The organism is Kitasatospora sp. NPDC101176 (genome assembly GCF_044768035.1).
Classification (GTDB): Bacteria; Actinomycetota; Actinomycetes; order Streptomycetales; family Streptomycetaceae; genus Kitasatospora.
In genome coordinates, this window is record NZ_JBIWPA010000012.1 from 150,388 (window position 1) to 170,016 (window position 19,629).

Annotated in this window: 17 protein-coding genes; 9 read left to right on the forward strand and 8 right to left on the reverse strand. The window is 76.2% G+C overall.

What is annotated here, in order from left to right; all coding sequences use genetic code 11:
* Positions 1-105: 105 nt before the first annotated feature.
* Complete coding sequence (locus ACIRS1_RS19045) at positions 106-999, reverse strand: LysR family transcriptional regulator (protein WP_402841088.1); 894 nt, start codon at positions 997-999, stop codon at positions 106-108.
* A 102-nt stretch (positions 1,000-1,101) separates the two neighbouring features.
* On the opposite strand from ACIRS1_RS19045, the gene ACIRS1_RS19050 reads away from it, so the two are divergent.
* A complete protein-coding gene (locus tag ACIRS1_RS19050) occupies positions 1,102-2,190 on the forward strand; it encodes an alcohol dehydrogenase catalytic domain-containing protein (RefSeq protein WP_402841091.1) in 1,089 nt (362 codons plus the stop codon).
* A 182-nt stretch (positions 2,191-2,372) separates the two neighbouring features.
* Positions 2,373-4,283, forward strand: coding sequence for an APC family permease (locus tag ACIRS1_RS19055; RefSeq protein WP_402841093.1), 1,911 nt, complete (start codon positions 2,373-2,375; stop codon positions 4,281-4,283).
* Positions 4,284-4,338: 55 nt separating this feature from the next.
* Here the strand turns inward: ACIRS1_RS19055 and ACIRS1_RS19060 are convergent, their stop codons facing one another.
* Positions 4,339-4,881 carry a CGNR zinc finger domain-containing protein gene (locus ACIRS1_RS19060; RefSeq protein WP_402841096.1) on the reverse strand — a complete coding sequence of 181 codons (543 nt, stop codon included), beginning with the start codon at positions 4,879-4,881 and terminating at the stop codon, positions 4,339-4,341.
* An 86-nt stretch (positions 4,882-4,967) separates the two neighbouring features.
* On the opposite strand from ACIRS1_RS19060, the gene ACIRS1_RS19065 reads away from it, so the two are divergent.
* From ACIRS1_RS19065 to ACIRS1_RS19080, 4 genes are all read left to right on the forward strand, one after another.
* Entirely contained in the window at positions 4,968-6,560 is a 1,593-nt protein-coding gene (locus ACIRS1_RS19065) for an FAD-dependent monooxygenase (RefSeq protein ID WP_402841098.1), read from the forward strand.
* 97 nt (positions 6,561-6,657) lie between these two features.
* Complete coding sequence (locus ACIRS1_RS19070; protein ID WP_402841100.1) at positions 6,658-7,599, forward strand: TIGR01777 family oxidoreductase; 942 nt, start codon at positions 6,658-6,660, stop codon at positions 7,597-7,599.
* A 188-nt stretch (positions 7,600-7,787) separates the two neighbouring features.
* Positions 7,788-8,957, forward strand: a complete 1,170-nt coding sequence (locus tag ACIRS1_RS19075) for an ABC transporter substrate-binding protein (protein WP_402841102.1) — start codon at positions 7,788-7,790, stop codon at positions 8,955-8,957.
* Between the two features lie 237 nt (positions 8,958-9,194).
* The gene (locus ACIRS1_RS19080) at positions 9,195-9,734 is read left to right on the forward strand and encodes a hypothetical protein (RefSeq protein ID WP_402841105.1); all 540 of its coding nucleotides are present in this window, start codon (positions 9,195-9,197) and stop codon (positions 9,732-9,734) included.
* Positions 9,735-9,774: 40 nt separating this feature from the next.
* On the opposite strand, the gene ACIRS1_RS19085 is transcribed toward ACIRS1_RS19080, so the two are convergent.
* The 5 genes from ACIRS1_RS19085 to ACIRS1_RS19105 all read right to left on the reverse strand — a co-directional run bounded on the left by ACIRS1_RS19085 (position 9,775) and on the right by ACIRS1_RS19105 (position 16,449).
* Positions 9,775-10,233 carry an SRPBCC family protein gene (locus ACIRS1_RS19085; protein ID WP_402841108.1) on the reverse strand — a complete coding sequence of 153 codons (459 nt, stop codon included), beginning with the start codon at positions 10,231-10,233 and terminating at the stop codon, positions 9,775-9,777.
* Between the two features lie 164 nt (positions 10,234-10,397).
* Positions 10,398-12,737 (reverse strand): condensation domain-containing protein, encoded by a 2,340-nt coding sequence (locus ACIRS1_RS19090; protein WP_402841111.1) that lies wholly within the window; start codon positions 12,735-12,737, stop codon positions 10,398-10,400.
* A gap of 62 nt (positions 12,738-12,799) precedes the next feature.
* Complete coding sequence (locus ACIRS1_RS19095; RefSeq protein ID WP_360213259.1) at positions 12,800-13,588, reverse strand: SDR family NAD(P)-dependent oxidoreductase; 789 nt, start codon at positions 13,586-13,588, stop codon at positions 12,800-12,802.
* A 33-nt stretch (positions 13,589-13,621) separates the two neighbouring features.
* On the reverse strand, positions 13,622-14,440 hold the full coding sequence (locus ACIRS1_RS19100; protein WP_360213257.1) for an AfsR/SARP family transcriptional regulator: 819 nt from the start codon (positions 14,438-14,440) through the stop codon (positions 13,622-13,624).
* Between the two features lie 293 nt (positions 14,441-14,733).
* Positions 14,734-16,449 (reverse strand): protein kinase, encoded by a 1,716-nt coding sequence (locus ACIRS1_RS19105; protein WP_402841116.1) that lies wholly within the window; start codon positions 16,447-16,449, stop codon positions 14,734-14,736.
* Positions 16,450-16,635: 186 nt separating this feature from the next.
* Between ACIRS1_RS19105 and ACIRS1_RS19110 the strand changes: the two genes are divergently transcribed.
* Entirely contained in the window at positions 16,636-17,247 is a 612-nt protein-coding gene (locus ACIRS1_RS19110; protein WP_402841118.1) for a SigE family RNA polymerase sigma factor, read from the forward strand.
* On the forward strand, positions 17,237-18,466 hold the full coding sequence (locus ACIRS1_RS19115) for a hypothetical protein (RefSeq protein WP_402841120.1): 1,230 nt from the start codon (positions 17,237-17,239) through the stop codon (positions 18,464-18,466). Before ACIRS1_RS19110 ends, ACIRS1_RS19115 begins: the two co-directional genes overlap by 11 nt.
* Before the next feature lie 41 nt (positions 18,467-18,507).
* Here ACIRS1_RS19115 and ACIRS1_RS19120 read toward each other — a convergent pair whose 3' ends face one another.
* The gene (locus ACIRS1_RS19120) at positions 18,508-18,780 is read right to left on the reverse strand and encodes a hypothetical protein (RefSeq protein ID WP_402841123.1); all 273 of its coding nucleotides are present in this window, start codon (positions 18,778-18,780) and stop codon (positions 18,508-18,510) included.
* A gap of 128 nt (positions 18,781-18,908) precedes the next feature.
* Here ACIRS1_RS19120 and ACIRS1_RS19125 point away from each other — a divergent pair, with 128 nt between their 5' ends.
* Positions 18,909-19,436, forward strand: a complete 528-nt coding sequence (locus tag ACIRS1_RS19125) for an NUDIX hydrolase family protein (RefSeq protein WP_360219997.1) — start codon at positions 18,909-18,911, stop codon at positions 19,434-19,436.
* Positions 19,437-19,629: the final 193 nt, after the last annotated feature.

Consider the following 19,629-nt stretch of genomic DNA (forward strand, 5'->3'; position numbering starts at 1 on the left):
GGAGCCGGCGCCCTGCCGGCCTCCTCGTCGAGGGCAGCGCCGAGGTCTCCCTCCGGATCCGACGCCGGCGCCGAGGCCTCCCTCCGGATCCGACGGCGCCACGTGTCAGACGGTCGAGACGATCGCGCGGGTGACGGCCGTGACCGCCGGGGCCGGGCGGCCGGGGAGACGCGCCACGAGGACCCGGCGGATTTCGGGTGGTGCGCCTTCGACGTGCAGCAGGCTCACCCCGGGCGGGAGCATCGGCGCGAGCCGGGAGGGAACCGTCGTCACCCCGAAGCCGCCGGCGACCAGGTGGAGCTTCGTCAGCCAGTCGCGCGCGGAGTGGACGATGCGCGGCCGGCCGGGCAGTCCGGGCCAGGCGCCGAGCAGCGGTTCGGAGGCCGACGCCGGGGCGGCGATCCAGGGGGCGTCGACCAGGTCGTCGACGTGCACCGTGGTGCGGCCGGCGAACGCTCCGGTGGACGGCGCCGCCACGAGCAGTTCGGTGTCCGCGACGGTCTCGACGTGCAGGCGCGGTGACTCGCCGTCCGGGGGCCGGTGGGGCGGGCGGGACGTCAGCACGGCGAGGTCGATCGAGCCCGCGCGCAGGGCCCGGACCAGGGCGGGCGTGGTGCCCTCGGCCGTGGTGACCGTGATCTGCGGGTCGGTCGCCGCGAGGCGGGCGAGCGAGGGAGGCAGGAGGGCCGCGCCCGCGCTCAGGAACAGTCCGAGGCGCACCAGTTCGGTCCGCGGGGCGGTGCCGGTGAGGTCGTGCTCGGCCGCAGTCAGGCAGTCCAGGATCGTGCGGGCGTGGCGCAGCAGGGCCAGACCCGCGGGGGTGAGCCGCACGCCGTCGGGGCGGCGTTCGAACAGGGTGGTGCCCGCGCTCCGTTCGAGGGAGGCGGCCTGGCGTGAGACCGCCGACTGGGTGTAGCCGAGCCGGGTGGCGGCCGCGGTGAAGCTGCCGGACTCGGCGATCTGCCGCAGGACCCGCAGGCCTGTGCTGGCGACGTCCATGCGGCATACGCATACCACAGATGCTCGATCGTCGCTTCCCGCATGCTCGCCGGGCTCCTAGTGTCGATCGCGACGAACACGGACGAACACGGAGGTCATCACGTGCGAGCAGCAGTTCTGACGCGGTTCGGCGCCCCGCTCACGGTGCGGGAGGTGCCCGACCCCGAGGCCGGTGGCGGCGAGGTGGTGGTCGAGGTGCTCGCCACCTGCGTGGCCCCGTACGCGGCCGAGGTCTTCAGCGGCGAGCGGAACTACCCGCTCGTGCCTCCCGTCGTGCCCGGCATCGGCGGCGTGGGGCGGGTGGTCCACGTGGGCCCGGACGCCACCCGGCTGCGTCCCGGCGATCTGGTGTGGTGCGACTGCACGGTGCGTTCGCGGGACGACGCCCTGACGCCCGACATCACGCTCCAGGGCTGGAGCGCCCGCGGCGAGGGCGGCGCGCGGCTGGCCCGGTACCTGCACGACGGATCGTTCGCCGAGCTCATGCGCGTCCCTACGGAGAACGTGTTCCGGTTGCCCGCGGCGGCGGGGGAGGACCCGGCCCGCTGGGCCGCGCTCGGCGTGCACGTCATCCCCTACGGCGGGCTGCTGGCCGGGGGACTCGCAGCCGGTGAGACGCTGCTGGTGAGCGGGGCCACCGGCAACCTCGGCAGCAGTGCGGTCGCGCTCGCGCTCGCCATGGGGGCGGGCCGTGTGGTCGCCCCGGGCCGCAACCGGGCCGCGCTCGACCTCCTCGCCGACCGGTTCGGCCCGCGCGTGTGCCCGGTCCCGCTCACGGGGGACGAGGCCGGCGACCGTGCGGCGATGTCCGCGGCGGGCGACGGCCCGATCGACATGGTGATCGACCTGTTCCCGCCGGGCGCGCCCAGCCCGGTGGCACGCACGGCGGCCATGACGGTGCGGGAGTACGGCCGCGTCGTCCTCATGGGCGGCGTCGGCATGCTCGGCGGCGCGGACCTCGCGCTTCCCTACCCGTGGATCATGCGCAACTCGATCACCGTGCGCGGTCAGTGGATGTATCCGCGGACGGCGAACGTCGGCATCGTCCGGCTCCTCGCCTCGGGCGCCCTGGACCTCGCCCCCGAACGGGTCCGGTCGTTCGGCCTCGACGCCGTCAACGAGGCCGTCGCGTACGCCGCCGCACACGGCGGCCCGTTCGACCGCACCGTCCTCGTCCCGCCGGCCCGCTGAGAGAACCGGCCGATCTCTCCACGGACTGCGGCGGACGAACGGCTTCTGCGGGCCGCGGCACGCCCGGTGTCGTCAAGGTGTCGTCAAGACCGCAGGTGCCGCCATCAAGGGAGCGCAGTGATCCGCCGCCGCGGTTCCGGACGGCCTCACGATCATGGGATCCCCGACCGATGGAGAGACGGATGTCCCAGAGAACCACCCCGGCCCCCGCCGCCGGAGCGCAGCCGCCGGACGCCGCTGCCGGGAAAGCCGGCGCTGACCGGAAGGCCGGCGCCGCCGGGACGGCCACCGCGGCAGGGGCGGCAGGGGCGGCCGACCCGGGCGGTGACGACCGGCACCGGCTGAGCGTGCTCGGCGGCCTGGCGGCGCTCTCGCTGGACGCGATGGCCTCGGTGGCCTACGGCCCGGAGTCGATCGTGCTGGTGCTGGCCGCGGCCGGTGCCTACGGTCTGGGGTTCACGCTGCCGGTGACGGTGGCGATCGCGGTGCTGCTGGCGGTGCTGGTGGCGTCGTACCGGCAGGTGATCGCGGCGTTCCCGGACGGCGGCGGTTCCTACGCGGTGGCCAAGGAGCACCTGGGGCGCCGGACGGCGCTGACCGCCGCGGCCTCGCTGGTGATCGACTACGTGCTGAACGTCGCGGTATCGGTGACGGCCGGGGTGGCGGCGCTGACCTCGGCGGTGCCGGGGCTGTACGGGGACCGGGTGTGGCTGTGCCTGGGCGTGCTGGCGCTGGTGACGGCGGTGAACCTGCGCGGGATCGCGGAGTCGGCCCGCTGGTTCATGGCGCCGACGGCGGTGTTCGTGCTGTCGATCCTGACGATCATCGTGGTGGGCCTGTTCCGGGACGCGCCGGCGAGCACGGCCGCGGCGGCCGGGCACGCCTCGGTGCTGACGGAGAACGCCACGGCGGTGGGTGCGCTGTTGCTGCTGAAGGCCTTTGCGGCCGGCTGTTCCGCGCTGACCGGCGTGGAGGCGGTGGCGAACGCCGTGCCGTCCTTCCGCACGCCGGGCGTGAAGCGCGCGCAGCGCACGGAGGTCGCGCTCGGCGCGCTGCTCGGGGTGATGCTGATCGGGCTGGCCGTCCTGATCGGCCGCTTCCACCTGCAACCGGTCGAGGGCGTCACCGTCCTCGCCCAGCTGGCGGACGCCTCCCTCGGCCACGGCGCCGGCTTCTACCTGGTGCAGTTCGCGACCGTGGTCCTGCTGGGCCTGGCGGCGAACACCTCCTTCGGCGGGCTGCCGGTCCTGATGCACCTGCTGGCCCGGGACAACCACCTGCCGCACGTCTTCGCGCTGCGCGCCGACCGTCAGGTGCACCGCCACGGCGTCCTCTTCCTCGCGGCGGTCTCCGCCCTCCTGCTGGTCGGCTCCGGCGGTGACGTCAACAGCCTCGTCCCGCTGTTCGCGATCGGGGTGTTCGTCGGCTTCACGATCTGCCAGGTCGGCATGGTCCGCCACTGGGCCCTGCACCGGCCCGCCCGCTGGCGGGCGAAGGCGGCGCTGAACGGCTTCGGCGCGCTGCTCACGGGCACCGCGACCCTGGTCGTCACCGGGACGAAGTTCACCGAGGGCGCCTGGGGCATCTGCCTGGCGCTGCCGCTGCTGGTCCTGCTCTTCGAGGCGGTGCACCGCAGCTACGCGCGGATCGGCGCGCGTCTGGAACTCGGCCGCGTCCCGGGGCCGCTCACCCCGCAGCGCAGCCTGGTCGTCGTCCCGGTCACCGCGATCACCCGGCTCACCCGTGACGGCCTGTCCGCGGCCCTGTCCCTGGGCGACGAGGTGATGGCCGTCACCGTCGTCCACGATCCGGTGGAGACCGAGACCCTGCGCCGGGACTGGGAGCTGTGGCAGCCGGGCGTCCCGCTGGTGGAGATCCCGGACGAGCACCGCCGCCTGGGCCGGCCGATCGCCGACTTCGTCAACGGCCTCGCCACCGAGCACGCCTACGACCGCCTCACCGTTCTGATCCCCGAGGTCGAACCGGTCCGCCCCTGGCAGCGCGCGCTGCAGAACCGCCGGGGCGCGGTCATCGACCGGGCCCTGCGCCGGCACACCGACGCGGTGGTGTGCCGGCTCCGGATGCGGATGTGAGGACCCGCCCGCCCGGCCCCCGGGACGGCGCCGCTGTCCGGGGGCGGGCGGCCCGTCAGTCGGCGGTGCGCTGGGCCCGGTGGGCGGCGACGCGGACGCGGGTGGCGCAGCGCGGGGTGCAGTACCGCTGTGGCGTGCGGCGGCCGGTGTCGATGAAGAAGCGCTCGCAGTCCGGTGCCGCGCAGCGGCCCCAGGCGCAGCGGCCGCGGTCGCCGAGCCAGAGGCCGAGGGCCAGGGCGCAGGTGGAGAGCAGCCAGTGGGTCAGGCCGGCGGAGGGCGGGGCCTGGGTGTGCAGCGACCAGGGGCGGCCGGGGAGGCGGACGAGCCGGGGCCGGGGCGGGTAGGCGTCCAGCAGGGCGTTGACGGCCTCGGCCGCCTCGTCCACGTCGTCGAGGGTGAGGACGTGGACGAGGCGGGCGGCGGCCGTGCGCAGCTCGCGGGCGTCGGCCTCGGTGAGCCGGAACGGCGGGCCGCCGTGGTGTTCCAGCAGCGCCTGGAGCTCGGCCGCGCCGGGCGCCGGGTCGGTGCGGACGGCGTTGGCGAGGTCGGCGAGGAAGTGGAGGCCGCGCGGGTTGCCGTCGTCGAGGTCCTGGGTCATCGTCCGTCCGTTCTGGTCCGACCGTCTGCCGTACACGCCCATGGTAACGTCGAAATCAATCATTAGGCGTTACGAAGGAGCGGTGCATGCGATTCCCGGCAGAGACGTCCGTCCTGGTCGTCGGTGGGGGCCCGGTCGGGCTGACCCTCTCCCTCCTGCTCTCCGGCCACGGCGTGCCGCACCTGCTCGTCGAGGCCCACCCCGGCACCTCCCACCACCCCAAGGCCCGTGGCGTGTCGGCGCGTTCGATGGAGATCCTGCGCCGCCTCGGCCTGGAGCAGGCCGTCCGCGAGGCCGGACTCCCCGCCTCCCACGTCTTCTTCTACCGCGGCCGCACCCTCTCCGACCCGGACTTCGTCCGCACCGGCCTGGTCGGCGCACCCGACGGCGGCGCGGAACGCACCCCCGCACCGGGCCTGATCTGCCCGCAGGACGCCCTCGAAGCGCTCCTGCTGCGCCGCGCCCGCGAACTCGCCCCGGACGGCATCCGGTTCGGCACCCGACTGGTCTCCTTCACCGAGTCGACCGAGTCGACCGAGTCCGCCGGGGGCGTCCACGCGCTGCTGGAGGACCGCACCACCGGCGAGCGCCACACCGTCCGCGCGGACTGGCTGGTCGGCTGCGACGGCGCGGCGAGCACCGTGCGCGCCGGTGCCGGGATCGCCCTGGAGGGGCCGACCGGCCTCGGACACTTCCTCAGCATCCGCTTCGAGGCGCCGCTCGGCGCGGTCGTCGCCGACCGGGCCAGCGCCTCGTACTTCCTCACCGAACCCGGCCGCGGCGGCTTCCTCGCCGTCGACAACGACCGGCACTGGATCTACCAGCACCCCTACGACCCCGTGCACGTAGACGTGGCCGAGCTGCAGGCGGACCACCCGCGCCTCGCCGCCCTGGTCCGGGAGGCCGCCGGGCTGCCGGACCTCGACGTCGCCGTCCGCGACACCCAGACCTGGCGCCTGGACGCCCGGCTCGCCGACGCCTACCGCCGCTCCCGGGTGCTGATCGCGGGCGACGCCGCCCACGTCACGCCCCCGACCGGCGGGCACGGCATGAACACCGGCATCGGTGACGCCGACAACCTCGCCTGGAAGCTCGCGGCCGTCGTCCACGGGCCCGCCGGCCACGCGCTGCTCGACACCTACCAGGCCGAACGCCGCCCCGTCGCCCGGCAGGTCATCGACCTCTCGCTCGCCAACTCCCGGGCCCGCACCAGCTACCGGATCGACGACGAGCTGCTGCTCACCGCGCACTACCGCTCCACCGCCGTGCTCGCCGACGACCCGGACGCCGACGCCGCCCCCGACTCCGCCGCCCCCGACCGGCCCGCGCTCGACCCGGCCGGAGAGCACCCGGACGGTGGCCCCGGAAGCCGGCTGCCGCACCGACGCCTCGCCGGGCCGCCCGGTGCCGCCGCCTCCACCCTCGACCTGGTCGGGCCCGGGTTCACGCTGCTCACCTCCGCGTCCGGTCCCGACTGGCAGCGGCAGGCCGACACGGCCGCCGCGGCCGGACTGCCCGTCACGCTCCACCGGCTGCCCGCCGGAACCCTCGGCGTCCCCGCCGACGACGCCGTCCTGGTCCGTCCGGACGGTCACATCGCCTGGCGGAGCCCGCATCCGCCCACCGCCGACGGTGCCCTGCGCGACTCCCTGCGGCGGATCCTCTCCGTCGAGCGGTAGGTCCCAGCTGCTCAGAGGCCTGCGCCGCACCACTTTGAACGCGTTCAAGTTCCTGCGCTACCCTCGAGTCCGGACATGAGGACACGAGGGGGAACTCATGAAGATCGTCATACCCGGCGGGAGCGGTGCCCTCGGCACCCTGCTCGACCGCACCCTGACCGCCGCCGGCCACCAGGTCGTCGTGCTCACCCGCCGGCCCCGCCGCGCCAACGAGGTCGGCTGGGACGGCCGGACCCTCGGCCGCTGGACGGCCGAGGTGGACGGCAGCGACGCCGTCGTCAACCTCGCCGGGCGCAGCGTCAACTGCCGCTACACCGAGGAGAACCGGCGGGCCATGTGGGACTCCCGGATCGACTCCACCCAGATCCTCGGCGCGGCCGTCGCCGGCGCCCGGCGCCCGCCCGCCGTCTGGCTGCAGATGAGCACCGCCACCGTCTACGCCCACCGCCACGACGCCCCCAACGACGAACAGGACGGCCTGCTCGGCGGCCAGGAGCCCGACGCCCCGGCCTCCTGGCGGTACAGCGTCGACCTCGCCCGGGCCTGGGAGGACACCCAGGCCCGGGCCGACACCCCGGACACCCGCAAGGTCGCGCTGCGCACCGCGGTCGTCCTCGGCCCCGAACGCGGCGGCGCCTTCGACGCGCTCTCCTGGCTGGCCCGCCTCGGCGTCGGCGGCCCGATCGCGGGCGGCACCCAGTACGTGTCCTGGATCCACGCCCATGACTTCGCCCGCGCCGTGGAGTTCCTGATCGCCCGCGAGGACCTCACCGGCCCGGTGAACCTCGCCTCACCCGACCCGTTGCCGCAGCGCGCGTTCATGCACGCCCTGCGCGCCGCCTGGGGCATGCCCGTCGCCCTGCCCGCCACCCGCTGGATGGCCGAACTGGGGGCCTTCACCCTCCGCTCCGAGAGCGAACTGCTGCTCAAGAGCCGCCGCGTCACCCCCACCCGGCTGCTCGACGCCGGCTTCGTCTTCGACCACCCGTCCTGGGCCGGGGCGGCCCGCACCCTCGTCCGCCAGCTGCGCGGCCACTGACGGCGGGGGCGGGGCCGCCCGGCGGGGTCGGCTCGTCCCGTCCCGGTGCGGGTCGAGCCCGGCGCCGGTGCGTGCCGTCCGCCGCACGTCGACTCCGGGGCGGCCGCGACCGTGACCGCGCACCGCGGCGGAGGGCCCTGCGCGACCCTGGCGAACCGCGACCGGGGCGACGCTGGGAGACTCGACGGATGACCACGCCACCGAGCACGCCGTCATCGAGCACGCCGTCATCGCACACGTTGTCACCGAGCGCGCCGCCGGCGCCACTCGTGTCCAAGCCGGCCGGCGGGCCGTCCGTACGGATCGGCGCGCTCGCCCCGCTGACCCGGCCCGGCTGGGCCGAGGCGGGTCGCCACCTGCTCGCCGGGATCGAATTGGCCGTCCAGGAGGTCAACGGCGCAGGCGGGATCGCCGGAAGACCCCTGGAACTGCTGGTCCGGGACACCGCGGCCGATCCCGAGCGGGCCGCGGCCGCCGTCGACGAGCTGGCCGGCCTGGGTGTGGCCGCCGTGGCGGGGGAGTACCACAGCGTCGTCGCCCGCGCCGTCGCCGCCCGGGCCGACGCCCTCGGCCTGCCGTACCTCTGCTCCTCGGCGGTGCTGGACGCGCTCACCGACACGCCGACGCCGTGGGTGGCCCGCCTCTGCCCGGCGCAGTCCCACGGCTGGCGTACCTACGCCGACTTCCTGCTCGGCGCGGGCCACCGCCGGATCGCCCTGGCCGCCCAGCCCACCGTCTACTGGGCGTCCGGGGCCCGCATCCTGCGGGACCACCTCGCCCCGCGCGGCGGCACCGTCGTCGAGCTCGACCCGAGCGGGCTCACGCCCGCGGAGGTGTGCGACGAACTGGTCCGCCACCGCGTGACGGCCCTCCTGCTGCTGGCCGGCGACCCGGAGCCGTCGGTGCCGCTGGTCGAGGCCGTGCGCCGCGACCCGCGGCTCACCGAGGTCGTGATCGGCGCCCCGGCGGGGCAGCCGGAGTTCACCGACTGGGCCGAGCTGCTGGGCGGCGACGGCGCGGCGGTCCCGTTCCTGCGCTACCTGCCGGAGCGGCTCGGCCCGCTCGGCACCCGCGTGGCCGCGGCGCTGTGCGAGCGGCTGGGGGCGGCGCCGTCCTTCGTCGCCTTCGAGGGGTACGACACGATTGCCGTGCTGGCCGAGGTGCTGCGCTCGCACGGCACGGCCCGGGCGCTCGTCGCGGAGGCCTGGCCGCACGTCGCGGTCGAGGGCACCCGAGGGAGGATCCGCTTCTCCCGGGAGCCAGGCGTCAGCGTCTGGCAGTGGGCCTGGCCGCCGGTGCAGGTCGTCGACCGGGACCCGGCCGCCCCGGAACGCTTCCGGATCCTGCACACCGGCTGACCGGCCGAGCGCGCACCACGGCCGGCGGGGCGGCGTGAGGGGGCGTCACCGGACGCGAGGGCGTGCTCCCGGGGGCGCGCCCCCTTCGTCACGGGCCCGTCACAGCCGGGCGCCCGCGCTTGCCCGCGGCCGGGGCCGTTCGGGATCGTGGCGCGGGGGACGCCGCCGGAGCCGGTGGCGGGAGGAGCTCCGGGGACTCGCTCCGGGGACTCGCGGACGAGCTTCGGGGGGCGCGCGATGGTGACGACGGTGCGGCTGGGCGGTATCCGCCCACGGGCGGACGTGATCGGCTGCGGCTGCCTGCTGGCGATGCTCGCGGCGATCGTCCTCAGCACCACCGGTGCCGTGAGCACCGGCCCGTGCCTGCTGATCGCGGCCGGGATCGTGGCGGCCGTGGCCGTCGGCGTGCCACGGACCTCGCTGCTCCGCGCGGACGAACAGGGCCTCGCCCTGGTCCTGCTGGCCGTTCCCCGGCGCTACGCCTGGCAGGACGTCCGGGGGCTGGCCGTGGAGGTCGGCGAGGAGCCGGAGACCGGCGCCCACCGGGCCGTGGTCCGGCTGCGGCTGGCCGACCGGCCGGCGGGCCGGGGCGGGCGGCACCGCGGCCCGCTCCTCGCCGTGCTGGGGCTCACCGAGGACGACCGGACGCGCGGCATCGAGCGCCGAGAACTAGCCGAGCTGTTCGCCCTGTTCGGCGGTCGCGGCCTCCCGGTCGACCGGCCCGACCTGGCGAACGCCGTCCTCGCCGCGCACGGTCTGCCCGCGCTGCCCGCCTGAGGCCTGTCGCCCCGGAGCGGTCCGATCCGCAGGAGCGGCCCTACACCCGCCGCGAGGTCGGCCCGAGCAGCATGCCCAGCACCCGCCCGAAGACCAGCCGCCCACCGAGGGCGACCAGCGGGTCGAGGAACCTCGGCAGGATCGTGACCTCGATCTCCTCCTCCCAGACCACCTCCGAGCCGCCGCCCGGCCCGTCCAGAGCCCGGACACGCAGTTCGGCCCAGCCGCGCACCGGACGGCCGAGCTTCTCGAGCCGGCAGAGCCCGTCCCGCCCGGGGGCGGGGGCGGTGAAAGCGGCGATCTCCATCGGGTCGTCGACGAGGAAGCCCGCGATCCTGGTCCGGGCCTGGATGACGTCGCCCGGCCGGCGGCCGGTGCCACGGACGACGGTGACCCGGGTGAACGGCACCCGGTCGCCGTGTGCGCGCCAGGCGGTGACGCGCCCCCAGCAGGCGTCCGGCGACAGCGGTGAGCGGCGGGTCAGCACGAAATGGGCCATGCCTCACCCTACGGCGCGTCCGACCGTTCCCACGGGGCGTGCGGCGTCGGAAGACACGGCCCGGCCTGCGGACGGGCGGGCACCCCTTCTCCGCGCTGCGGTGTCGGCCGCCCCGAGGCCGTCCGCGGATCCGACGCGCAGGGTCGGAAACGCCCTGACGGGCCCTACGGCGCAGCGCCGGGCGGTCGCGCGAAGCCGCCGGCCAGCAGTGGCGCCAGCGCCGCCAGGTCGGCGGGGCCGGCCGGGTCGGGGAGCAGCACCACCAGCGGCGCCGAGCCGGGCGGGCCGAGCCGGGCGAGTTCGCAGGCGATGAGGCCGCTGCCCGGGGCGGCGACCAGGGCGACCGGGGCGGCGGACTCCAGCAGCGGGGCGAGCACCGGCCGATAGGCCCGTGGCGGCGGCGGCGCCGCGGCGGCCGGGCGGAGCACACCGAGGGCCTGCGGGCCGGGCCAGCCGCGCGCGGCGGCGGGGTAGCGGGTGTGCGGGGCGTCGGGCGGGGGCAGCAGCAGGACCCAGCCGGCGTCCGGGTGCCCGGCCCGGCGCAGTACCTCCAGCCGGACGGCGGGGCCGTCCTCCCCGGGGTCGGCGCCGGGCGCCCGCACCCCCGGGCCCGCCTCGGGCCGCACCCCCGCGCCCGGGCGTGGCGTGGGGTGCCCGGCGAGCGTGGAGCGCAGCACCTCGGTGGTGCCGATGCCGCTCGGCAGGTCGGGGAAGGTGCGCAGCAACAGGGCGCTCTGGCTGAGGAGTTCGGCGGCGTCCTGGTCGGCGAGCAGGGCGCGGTCGTGGGTGGTGGTGAGGACGAGCCCGCCGGCCGGGTCGTAGTGGGCGGCGAGCGTGATCGGGTAGGAGGTGAAGGTGCCGGACGGCACCGGGCTCTCCACGTGGATGCCGTGCGCGGCGAGGTCGGTCTCCAGCCGCAGGTGGTGCGGGGCGGTCGGCTGGTGCTCCAGCACGACCAGGCTGTGCGGGCGCTGTCCGCGCGGGGTGGCGCTCCAGTGGTGGGCCTGGCCGGGGGAGACCCACTCGTAGCCGGCGAGGTCGAACACCCCGTCGCGCAGGGCGGCGAGCAGCTGCGGGACGGTGGTGCTCGGGTGCACCCGGACGGAGATGGGCAGCGGGTTGCGCAGGGCGCCGGGCAGCCGGTCGACGCCGTCCAGCGGGATGCCCCGGCCGGAGACGGTCACCGCGAAGCCGACCCGCACCGCCCGGGCCGGCCGGCGCGGGGTGCGGGACTGCGCGGCCCGGTAGAGCAGCAGGGCCCAGGCGGCCTGCAGGGCGCTGCTCTCGCCGGCTCCCCAGGTGGCCGCCCAGCCGCGCAGCCGGATCGCCTCGTACGGGGTGAGCCGGCGCCGGGCGCGTCCGCTGCCGCGCCGGTCGGGGTCGGGGGCGAGCGGCAGGACGGCGGTGGCGGCGGGCCGGCCGGCCCAGAACTGCCGGGCCGGCTCGGTGCCCTGGGCGCCGAGCCAGCGGGCGTGGTCGCGGACGTCGGGCCGGCGTTCGCCGCCGGGCAGCACGCCGCCGGTGAGGTAGGCGCGGTAGAAGGACTGCAGCAGCAGCCGCACGCTCCAGCCGTCCAGCATGGCGTGGTGGTAGGTGAGCAGGACCCGGGTGACGGGCCCCTCGCCGTCGCCGGCGGGGCCTGCGTCGAGCAGGGTGGCGCGCAGGAGGGCGGGCCGGCGCAGGTCGAAGCCGCGGCGCCGGTCCGCTTCGAGCAGGTCGTCCCAGTCGACCGCGTCGTGCGGATGCCGGACGACGTCGGGGACGGCCCGTTCGTGCAGCACCATCCAGGGATCGGCGGGGTCGTCCCAGTCGAACGCGGCCCGCAGCACGGTCTCGTGGTCGAACACGGACTGCCAGGCGGCGGTGAAGCGCGCGGTGTCCAGCGGCCCGTGCCAGTTCCAGGAGAGCTGCTCGACGTGCCGGCCGTCCTGGTCGGACCGCCCGGCGACCTGCCGCAGCATCTCCCGCTGCAGCGCGCTGGTCGGTACGGTCACGGGCTCCGGCGGGTGCGCCAGGGCCTCCCGCAGCTCGTCCAGCAGGTCGGCGGCGCGGCCGGGCGGTCCGGCGGCGATGCCGAGGAACAGGCGCCGGGGGCCGCCGCGGCGGTCCCCGACCAGGACGGCGCGCAGCCGCGGCCCGGTGTCCAGGTCGTGCCCGAGGTCGGTGAGCAGCCGGTCGAGCCCGTCGGGCCCGTCCGGACCGTCGACCATCCGTTCCCAGAGCAGGTCCTCGCCGGCCTCGGGGGCGACGGCCCGCAGCGCCGCGCGCAGCGCGTCGCCCTCGTAGACCCGGTTCAGCTCGACCAGCAGGTACTCCGGGAGTCGGCCTGCCCCGCGCGGCCCGGGCGGCTGCCACGCGCGGGTCGCGGTGCGGGCGAGCGCGGCGGTCACGGCCCCCGCGTCGAGCCGTCCGGGCGGCCGGCCGGCGGGCAGGCAGGGCGCGGGCGAGGCGGCGCCGGCCACCAGCAGGGTGACGGGCGCGCTGGAGAAGTGGCGGTTCGTCATCGCTGATCAGCGGGCACCGGAGCCCGGTTCCTTCCCGTGGGCCGGCGGGGTTGGCGCCGGGGCTACTGGGTGGCGAGGCCGCCGCAGACGTTCAGCGCCTGCGCGGTGATGCTGGCGGCGGTCGGGGTGGTGAGGTAGCCGGCCAGCGAGGCGACCTCCTCGGGGGTGGTGTAGCGGCCGAGCGGGATGTGCGTCTGGAAGTGCTGGTGGATGGTCTCGGGCGTGGTGTTGTAGGCGGTGGCGTACTCGTGGTGGATCCGCGTGGTGTGCGGGGTGTGCACGTAGCCGGGGCAGATGGCGTTGACGGTGGTGCCGGTCGGCGCCAGCTCCTTGGCCAGGGCCCGGGTGAAGCCGATCACGGCGTGCTTGCTGGCGGTGTACGGGGCGCCGAAGGTGACGGCCTGCTTCCCGGCGGTGGACGCGATGTTGATGATCCGGGGGTGTGCGGTGCCGGTGAGGTGGCCGTGCCTGAGGGTCTCCCGGGTGACCAGGAAGACGGCGTTGAGGTTGGTGTCGATGACGTCGTACCAGAGGTCGTCCGTGGTGGTGGCGGTCGGCCCGCCGCCGGTGCGTCCGGCGTTGTTGACCAGCACGGTGATCGGGCCGTGCTCGGCCACCGTGTGCTGGATCAGCGCGGTGACCTGGGCCGGGTCCCGGACGTCGCAGGTGGTGCCGTCGGCCTGGTGGCCCTCGCTGCGCAGGGTGGCCAGGGCCTGGGTGATGTGGTGACCGGTGCGGGCGCAGATGAACAGGCGGTGGCCGCGGTTGCCGAGCTCTCGGGCGATGGCGAGGCCGATTCCGCGGGTGCCGCCGGTGATCAGGGCGAGGGGTTTCTCGGGTGCGGTGGTCATGGCGGGTCCTGGGGGTGAGGGCGGGACGGGAGCTCAGGCCGAGTACAGGTTGTAGGTGGTCGGGTGGGCCGTGGTCGGCGTGTTGAGGGTGGGGTCGAGGGTGAGGATCGCGTGCTGCAGGTGCTGCAGGTGCGGGGAGGGCTGGATGCCGAGCTCGGTGGTGAGGCGGTGGCGCAGGTGGTGGTAGGTGGTGAGGGCGCTGGTCTGCCGGCCGGCGCGGTAGAGCGCGACCATGGCCTGGGCGTGCAGGCCCTCGTGGTGCGGGTGCTGGTGGGTGAGGTGGGTGAGTTCGGGGATGAGCTCGTTGTGCCGGCCGAGCCGCAGGTCGGTGTCGATGCGCCGTTCCAGGGTGATCAGGCGGCTCTCCTCCAGGCGCATGATCTCGATGGCGAGGATCGGTCCGGGCCGCACGTCGACCAGGGCCGGGCCGTGCCAGAGCGCGAGAGCCTGCCGGAAGTGCGTGGCGGCCTGGTGGTCGTGCCCGTTGTTGAAGGCGTGCTGTCCCTGCGTGGTGAGCAGGTTGTAGGTGTGGACGTCCAGGTTGTCCGGGTGGGTGGTGAGCTGGTAGCCGCCGTGCCGGGTGGTGAGGACGTCCTTGGCGGTGATGTGCGGGGTCGCGCCGAGGCCCTGGGTGATCCGGCGGCGCAGTTGCAGGATGTACGTCTGCATGGTGGTGAGCGCCTGTCTGGGCGGGTTGTCGCCCCAGATCTCCTCGATCAGCGTGGTGGTGGGCAGGATGCGGTTCGGGTAGAGGGCGAGGAGGGCGAGGATCTGGCGTTGTTTGGCGGCGGTGGGGACGACGGAGATGCCGTTGAGGTCGGCGGTGAGGGGGCCGAGGACCTTGAGGTGCATGACGGTTCTCCTCTCGTATGCGGGCGGCTGCTCGGGTGGGCGGCGTTCGCCGCGGCGTCGGGGTGTGCGGGCCCCGGTGCGTCCCGGCACGGTCCCGGTGTCGGCCGTCGGCTGCTTGTTCGGGTGCGCGGGATGGTGGGGTGGATGCGTCGCACCTTAGTTGCGCCGGGGGGTGGGGGCCGGATTCCTCGAGCGCCCGTCGAGCACGGTTCCGGGCGCTCTGGTGGGAGCTTCCGGGCAGGCCGCCGCGGCGGGGCGGCGCCGTGCACCGGCCGCCCCGCCGCGAGGGGGTGTCACTTCTTCAGCAGCTCGCCCGAGAATCCGCCGACGATCAGGTGCAGGCTGCCGTCCGCGTTGCGGGTGTACACCTGGTCGTGCGGGTCGGCGGCGCAGCCGCTGAGGGCGTTCATCGGGGCCGTACGGAGCACCACGCGCTCGGGCGTGGCCGAGATCAGGTCGGCCACGGCGTCGCAGTAGGGGGTGCCGGCACCGGTGTTGTTGTGGATCCGGGCGATCGGGTCGGCGGGGCGGCCCTGGGTGATGGTGATCGTGAAGTCGGGCTTCAGCGCCACCGCCGGGCTGCCGAGCTGTCCCTGCCAGGTGCCGAGGAAGCCCTCCGGGACGGAGCCGGCGGGCGTGGCGACGGACGTCGGGTCGGAGGCCGTGGTGGGTGTGGGGGCGGCGGTCGAGGGCTGCGTGGCCGCGGTGGTGGGCGCCGGTCCGGTGCCGGCCGTGTGGTCCGGGCGGGTGACCAGGAGGACGGCGGTGCCCGCCGTCGCGGCCGCCAGCACCACCGAGACCACGAGCGCGCCGCGCCCCGGCCCGCGGCGGGCGGGCCGGGAGGGAGTCGGGGCGGGCGGCGGGTACGGCAGGGCGGGTGTCGCCGGGTGGGCGCCCGGCGGCGGGCCGGGCACGGCGGTGCCCGGCGCCGGTGCCGGGATCCCGGCCGGCGGGGGCTGCGGGACGGACGCCGACGGGACCGGAGGCCCGGACGTCGGGAAGGGGCGTGGCGTGGACGTCGGGGCGGGCCGCGGGCCCGGCCCCTCCCACGGCTGCGCCGGGCCGAACCGCCCGGTCGGAGCCGCCGGCCGGGCCGCCGACTCCCCGTCCAGGTCGAGCAGTTCGACCGCCAGCCCGGCCAGCGAGCCGGCCACCGCGGGCGGCAGCCAGTCCCGCCGCTCCAGGCGCTCCGGCGCGGCCGCGTCGCCGGCCGTCAGCCGTTCGCGCAGCTGCGCCGGGGTCGGTCGCCGGTCCGGGTCCCGGGCGAGGCAGTCGGCCAGGACCGCACGCAACCCGGTGTCCTCCAGCGGGATGTCCGGATCCTCGTGGAGCACCCGGTAGATCAGCACCGGCGCGCTGACCGCCGAGCCGAACGGCGCCGCGCCGGTGGCCGCGAAGGCGAGCACGGCGCCCAGCGAGAAGACGTCCGAGGCGGGCCCGGCCCGCAGCCCGCCGGCCTGCTCGGGGGAGAGGTAGCCGGGCGAGCCGACCAGGAAGCCGGACTGGGTCAGCACGGTCGCCGCGTCCAGGGCCCGGGCGATCCCGAAGTCGATCAGCCGGGGCCCGTCCAGGGCCAGCAGCACGTTCGACGGCTTGACGTCGCGGTGTACCAGCCCGCGCCCGTGCACGGCCGTCAGCGCCTCCGCCAGCCCCACCCCGAGCGAGCGCACCGCCGCCCCGGGCAGGGGGCCGAAGTCCCGGACCGCCGCGGCCAGCGAGGGGCCGGCCACGTACCCGGTGGCCACCCAGGGCTGCGGCCCCTCGGTATCCGCGTCCAGCACCGGGGCCGTCCACCGGCCGCCGACCTCCCGGGCGGCCGCCACCTCGTTGCGGAACCGCCGCCGGAACTCCTGGTCGGCGGCATACCGGGCGTGCACCGTCTTGACGGCCACCGTCCGCCCGCCCGCCGTCCGGCCCAGGTAGACCTGGCCCATCCCGCCCGCACCGAGCCGGCGCAGCAGGCGGTACTCGCCCAGCTGCCGCGGATCCCCGCCGTCCAGCTCCTCCACGCCGTCTCCCCTCGTCGCGCCCGCCCGCCCGTCCACGCCAGACGGTACCGCCGCCTCCCAGGGTTCCCGTCACCCCCTGCGCACCCCCGCCAGAAGGACCGGCCGCGCCCGGGCCGTTCGCACACCGGTCGCCACGAACCCGAACGCGGTTGTCACACGAACACCCACCCACCGCGTTACCAAGACATGGATCAATCACCGAGTCCGGACGCGTCGGCCGGAGACCACTGGCCGGAGTTCCCGGACTTCGTCGCCTCCCGCGGCCGCCACCTGTTGCGGACCGCCTTCCTGCTCACGGGCGGTGACGCCCACCTCGCCGAGGACCTCGTGCAGGAGGCGCTCGGCCGGATCTTCGTGAAGTGGCGGAGGATATCCCGGCTGGAGAACCCCAGCGGCTACGCGCAGACCGTCCTGGTCAACACCTTCCTGTCCTACCGCCGCAAGCGCAGCGCCTCCGAGCGGGTCACCGACGAGTTCCCCGAGGTCGGCGTGGACGACCCGGACCCGGCGCTGCGGCTCACCCTGCTGCGCGCGCTGGCCGAACTCCCGGCGAAGGACCGCGCCGTGCTGGTGCTCAGGTTCTGGGAGGACCGCAGCGTGGAGGAGACCTCGACCGCCCTGCGCCTGACGTCGAGCGTCGTCCGCTCGCGCACCCGGCGGGCGCTGGCCCGGATGCGCGACCTGCTGGGCGACGACATCGAGGCGGCGGTGCGCCGCCCCATCGACCCGCCGGGAGCGCCCGGTGCGGGCGGACCGAACCCCTCCTCCGAGAAAGCGGTGCTGCGCCATGCCCACTGACGACGAGTTCGCGGACGTCTTCGCCCGCGCCCTGCGCGGCGCGGCCGAGCTCGCGCCCGAGCCGGTCCGGCACGCCGCCCTGGCCCCCCTCGCCGAGCAGCGCGGACGCCGGTGGCGTCGCCGCCGGCGCACCGCTCTCGGCGGCGCGCTGGCGGCCGTGGTGCTGGCCGGGGCCGGCGGCTTCGCCGTCGTCGGCCGCGGGCCCTTCGCCGGGGGCCCGGCCGGCCCGCCGGAGCCGGTCCTGCCGAGGATGACGACCGAGGAGGTGCTCGGCACGATCACCGGCATGCTCCCGCACGGCGGGGTGCGGGTGGTCACCTCCGGTGGCGCCGGAGATCCGGGCCAGCACCGGACGGGCGCCACGATCCTGTTCGACGACGGGGCGGGGGAGAGCATCCTCACCATCACGGCGGAGCGGACGGACCGCCCGCCCGCGGAGACCGCGAACTGTATGGACGGCTTCGTCGTGCCACAGGACTCCTGCGACCGGGTGGTGCGGCCCGACGGATCGGTCCTGACCATCGACAAGCTGCGGGACCGCACGGAGGCGGACAAGCGCGAGTGGCGGGCCACCTGGGCCGCGCCGGACGGCCGCCGGGTGGAGGTCACCGAGTTCAACGGGCAGCCCGCCGCGGCGAGCCGGCCGAACCCGCCGCTGTCGGCGGAGCAGCTGACGGCCCTGGTCACCGGTGAGGGCTGGGAGCGCGTCTTCGCCTCGCTCGCGCCCGCGCCCGGCGGGCCGCCGTCCGCCGCCTCCCCGGCGCCCACCGCGGCGCAGGGCCCGTCCGGCGAGGAGCTGCTCGGTCGGCTCGTCCCGCTGCTGCCGTCCGGCGCGGCGGTCTCGGGCCGGGACGCCGGGCGGGGCGTTCTGACCGCGACCGTCGACGGCCGCACCAGCATGCTGATGGTCGCCGTCGACCCGCCGTCCCAGCGCGGCCGGGAGGACCTCCGGGGTGCGGAGCGCAGCCCGGCCACACCGCTGGAGGTCCGCGACAAGCGGCGGGACGGCACCCTGGTCGTCACCAACCGCTTCGGCAACGGCAAGGGCGCGACGGACCCGGTCCTGCACTGGACGGCCACCGTGTACTACCCGGACGGCCGTCAGGTGCGGATCTCGGAGTGGAACGGCGAGAACGGCTACACCTTCCGCCCCGGTGATCCGGCGCTCGAGGTGGACGCCCTGAAGGCCATCGCCACCGACCCGGTCTGGCGTTCCTGACCACGGCCCCCGGCGCCGCCGGACCCTACGCCCACCGGGGCTTACGGGCCCGGCCGCTCCCGGGCGCGGGCCGCCTCCCGGGCGTCGAACTCGGCCCTGGTCATGACCGCCGGAGGCTCCGGCTCACGCACGCCCCGGGTCAGCGGCCAGGGCACGGCGGACGTCCAGCCGACCAGCGGCAGGGCGGCGTCCAGGTAGCCGACCAGTGCCGCCTCGTCCGGCTCGCCGGCTGCCCGGACGGCGTCGTGCACCGACCCGTTCGGAGCGCCGGCGCGCCCCTCCAGCTCGTCGTGGAAGCCGAGCAGTCCCAGCATGACGTGTCCTTCCCCTGCCGCCGGGGATCATCCTGGCAGCGGGTGCCCGCCGAACCGCCGCCGGTTCGGGTGGGCGGGGCGCCCGGCGCACCGGGGGCCGGGGATCGTACGATCGGCGAATGGCTGACATGACGGAAACCACGCCGGGCTGGCTTGCCCCCGAGGAACTCGAGACCACCCGGGCCAAGATGCCGATCCTGTACGTCGAGGCCGTGCCGGTGCGCGTCGACGACGCGGGCGAGGTCACCGAGATCGGTCTCCTGCTGCGGATCGGCCCGGACGGGACGGTCAGCCGCACCCTGGTCTCCGGCCGGGTGCTGCACCACGAGCGGATCCGGGACGCGCTGCTGCGGCACCTGGAGAAGGACCTCGGCCCGGTGGCGCTGCCCCGGATCCCGGCGTCCCTGCAGCCGTTCACCGTCGCCGAGTACTTCCCCACACTGGGCGTCACCGAGTTCCACGACCCGCGGCAGCACGCGGTGTCGCTGGCGTACGTGGTGCCGGTGTCCGGGGACTGCCGGCCGCGGCAGGACGCGCTGGACCTGGTCTGGTTCAGCCCGGAGGAGGCGTCCTCGCCGCTGGTGCTGCAGGACATGCCCGGCGGGCAGGGTGCGCTGCTGAAGCGGGCGCTTGCGCACGTCGGCCACCTGAGCTGACCGCGGGCACCGGCCCGAAGGCCCCACCCGCCGGACCGTCACACCGCCGACCGCCCGACCACGGCCGGGGCCGCCCCCCGCCCCCGGGGGGGGGCCGGCCGCCCGGCCCCCCCCCCCCCGGGCCGCCCCAGCGCGGCCGCGGCGCGCCCCACGGGCGGGCGACCACCCGGGGGGCGCCGCACCCGGGGCGGGG

What these genes read in the sequence shown, in the direction of transcription:
- ACIRS1_RS19045 (WP_402841088.1), bottom strand. Translation starts at nt 999, where the DNA reads ATGGACGTCGCCAGCACAGGCCTGCGGGTCCTGCGGCAGATCGCCGAG.
- ACIRS1_RS19055 (WP_402841093.1), top strand. Translation starts at nt 2,373, where the DNA reads ATGTCCCAGAGAACCACCCCGGCCCCCGCCGCCGGAGCGCAGCCGCCG.
- ACIRS1_RS19060 (WP_402841096.1), bottom strand. Translation starts at nt 4,881, where the DNA reads ATGACCCAGGACCTCGACGACGGCAACCCGCGCGGCCTCCACTTCCTC.
- ACIRS1_RS19065 (WP_402841098.1), top strand. Translation starts at nt 4,968, where the DNA reads ATGCGATTCCCGGCAGAGACGTCCGTCCTGGTCGTCGGTGGGGGCCCG.
- ACIRS1_RS19070 (WP_402841100.1), top strand. Translation starts at nt 6,658, where the DNA reads ATGAAGATCGTCATACCCGGCGGGAGCGGTGCCCTCGGCACCCTGCTC.
- ACIRS1_RS19075 (WP_402841102.1), top strand. Translation starts at nt 7,788, where the DNA reads ATGACCACGCCACCGAGCACGCCGTCATCGAGCACGCCGTCATCGCAC.
- ACIRS1_RS19080 (WP_402841105.1), top strand. Translation starts at nt 9,195, where the DNA reads ATGGTGACGACGGTGCGGCTGGGCGGTATCCGCCCACGGGCGGACGTG.
- ACIRS1_RS19085 (WP_402841108.1), bottom strand. Translation starts at nt 10,233, where the DNA reads ATGGCCCATTTCGTGCTGACCCGCCGCTCACCGCTGTCGCCGGACGCC.
- ACIRS1_RS19090 (WP_402841111.1), bottom strand. Translation starts at nt 12,737, where the DNA reads ATGACGAACCGCCACTTCTCCAGCGCGCCCGTCACCCTGCTGGTGGCC.
- ACIRS1_RS19095 (WP_360213259.1), bottom strand. Translation starts at nt 13,588, where the DNA reads ATGACCACCGCACCCGAGAAACCCCTCGCCCTGATCACCGGCGGCACC.
- ACIRS1_RS19100 (WP_360213257.1), bottom strand. Translation starts at nt 14,440, where the DNA reads ATGCACCTCAAGGTCCTCGGCCCCCTCACCGCCGACCTCAACGGCATC.
- ACIRS1_RS19110 (WP_402841118.1), top strand. Translation starts at nt 16,636, where the DNA reads ATGGATCAATCACCGAGTCCGGACGCGTCGGCCGGAGACCACTGGCCG.
- ACIRS1_RS19115 (WP_402841120.1), top strand. Translation starts at nt 17,237, where the DNA reads ATGCCCACTGACGACGAGTTCGCGGACGTCTTCGCCCGCGCCCTGCGC.
- ACIRS1_RS19120 (WP_402841123.1), bottom strand. Translation starts at nt 18,780, where the DNA reads ATGCTGGGACTGCTCGGCTTCCACGACGAGCTGGAGGGGCGCGCCGGC.
- ACIRS1_RS19125 (WP_360219997.1), top strand. Translation starts at nt 18,909, where the DNA reads ATGACGGAAACCACGCCGGGCTGGCTTGCCCCCGAGGAACTCGAGACC.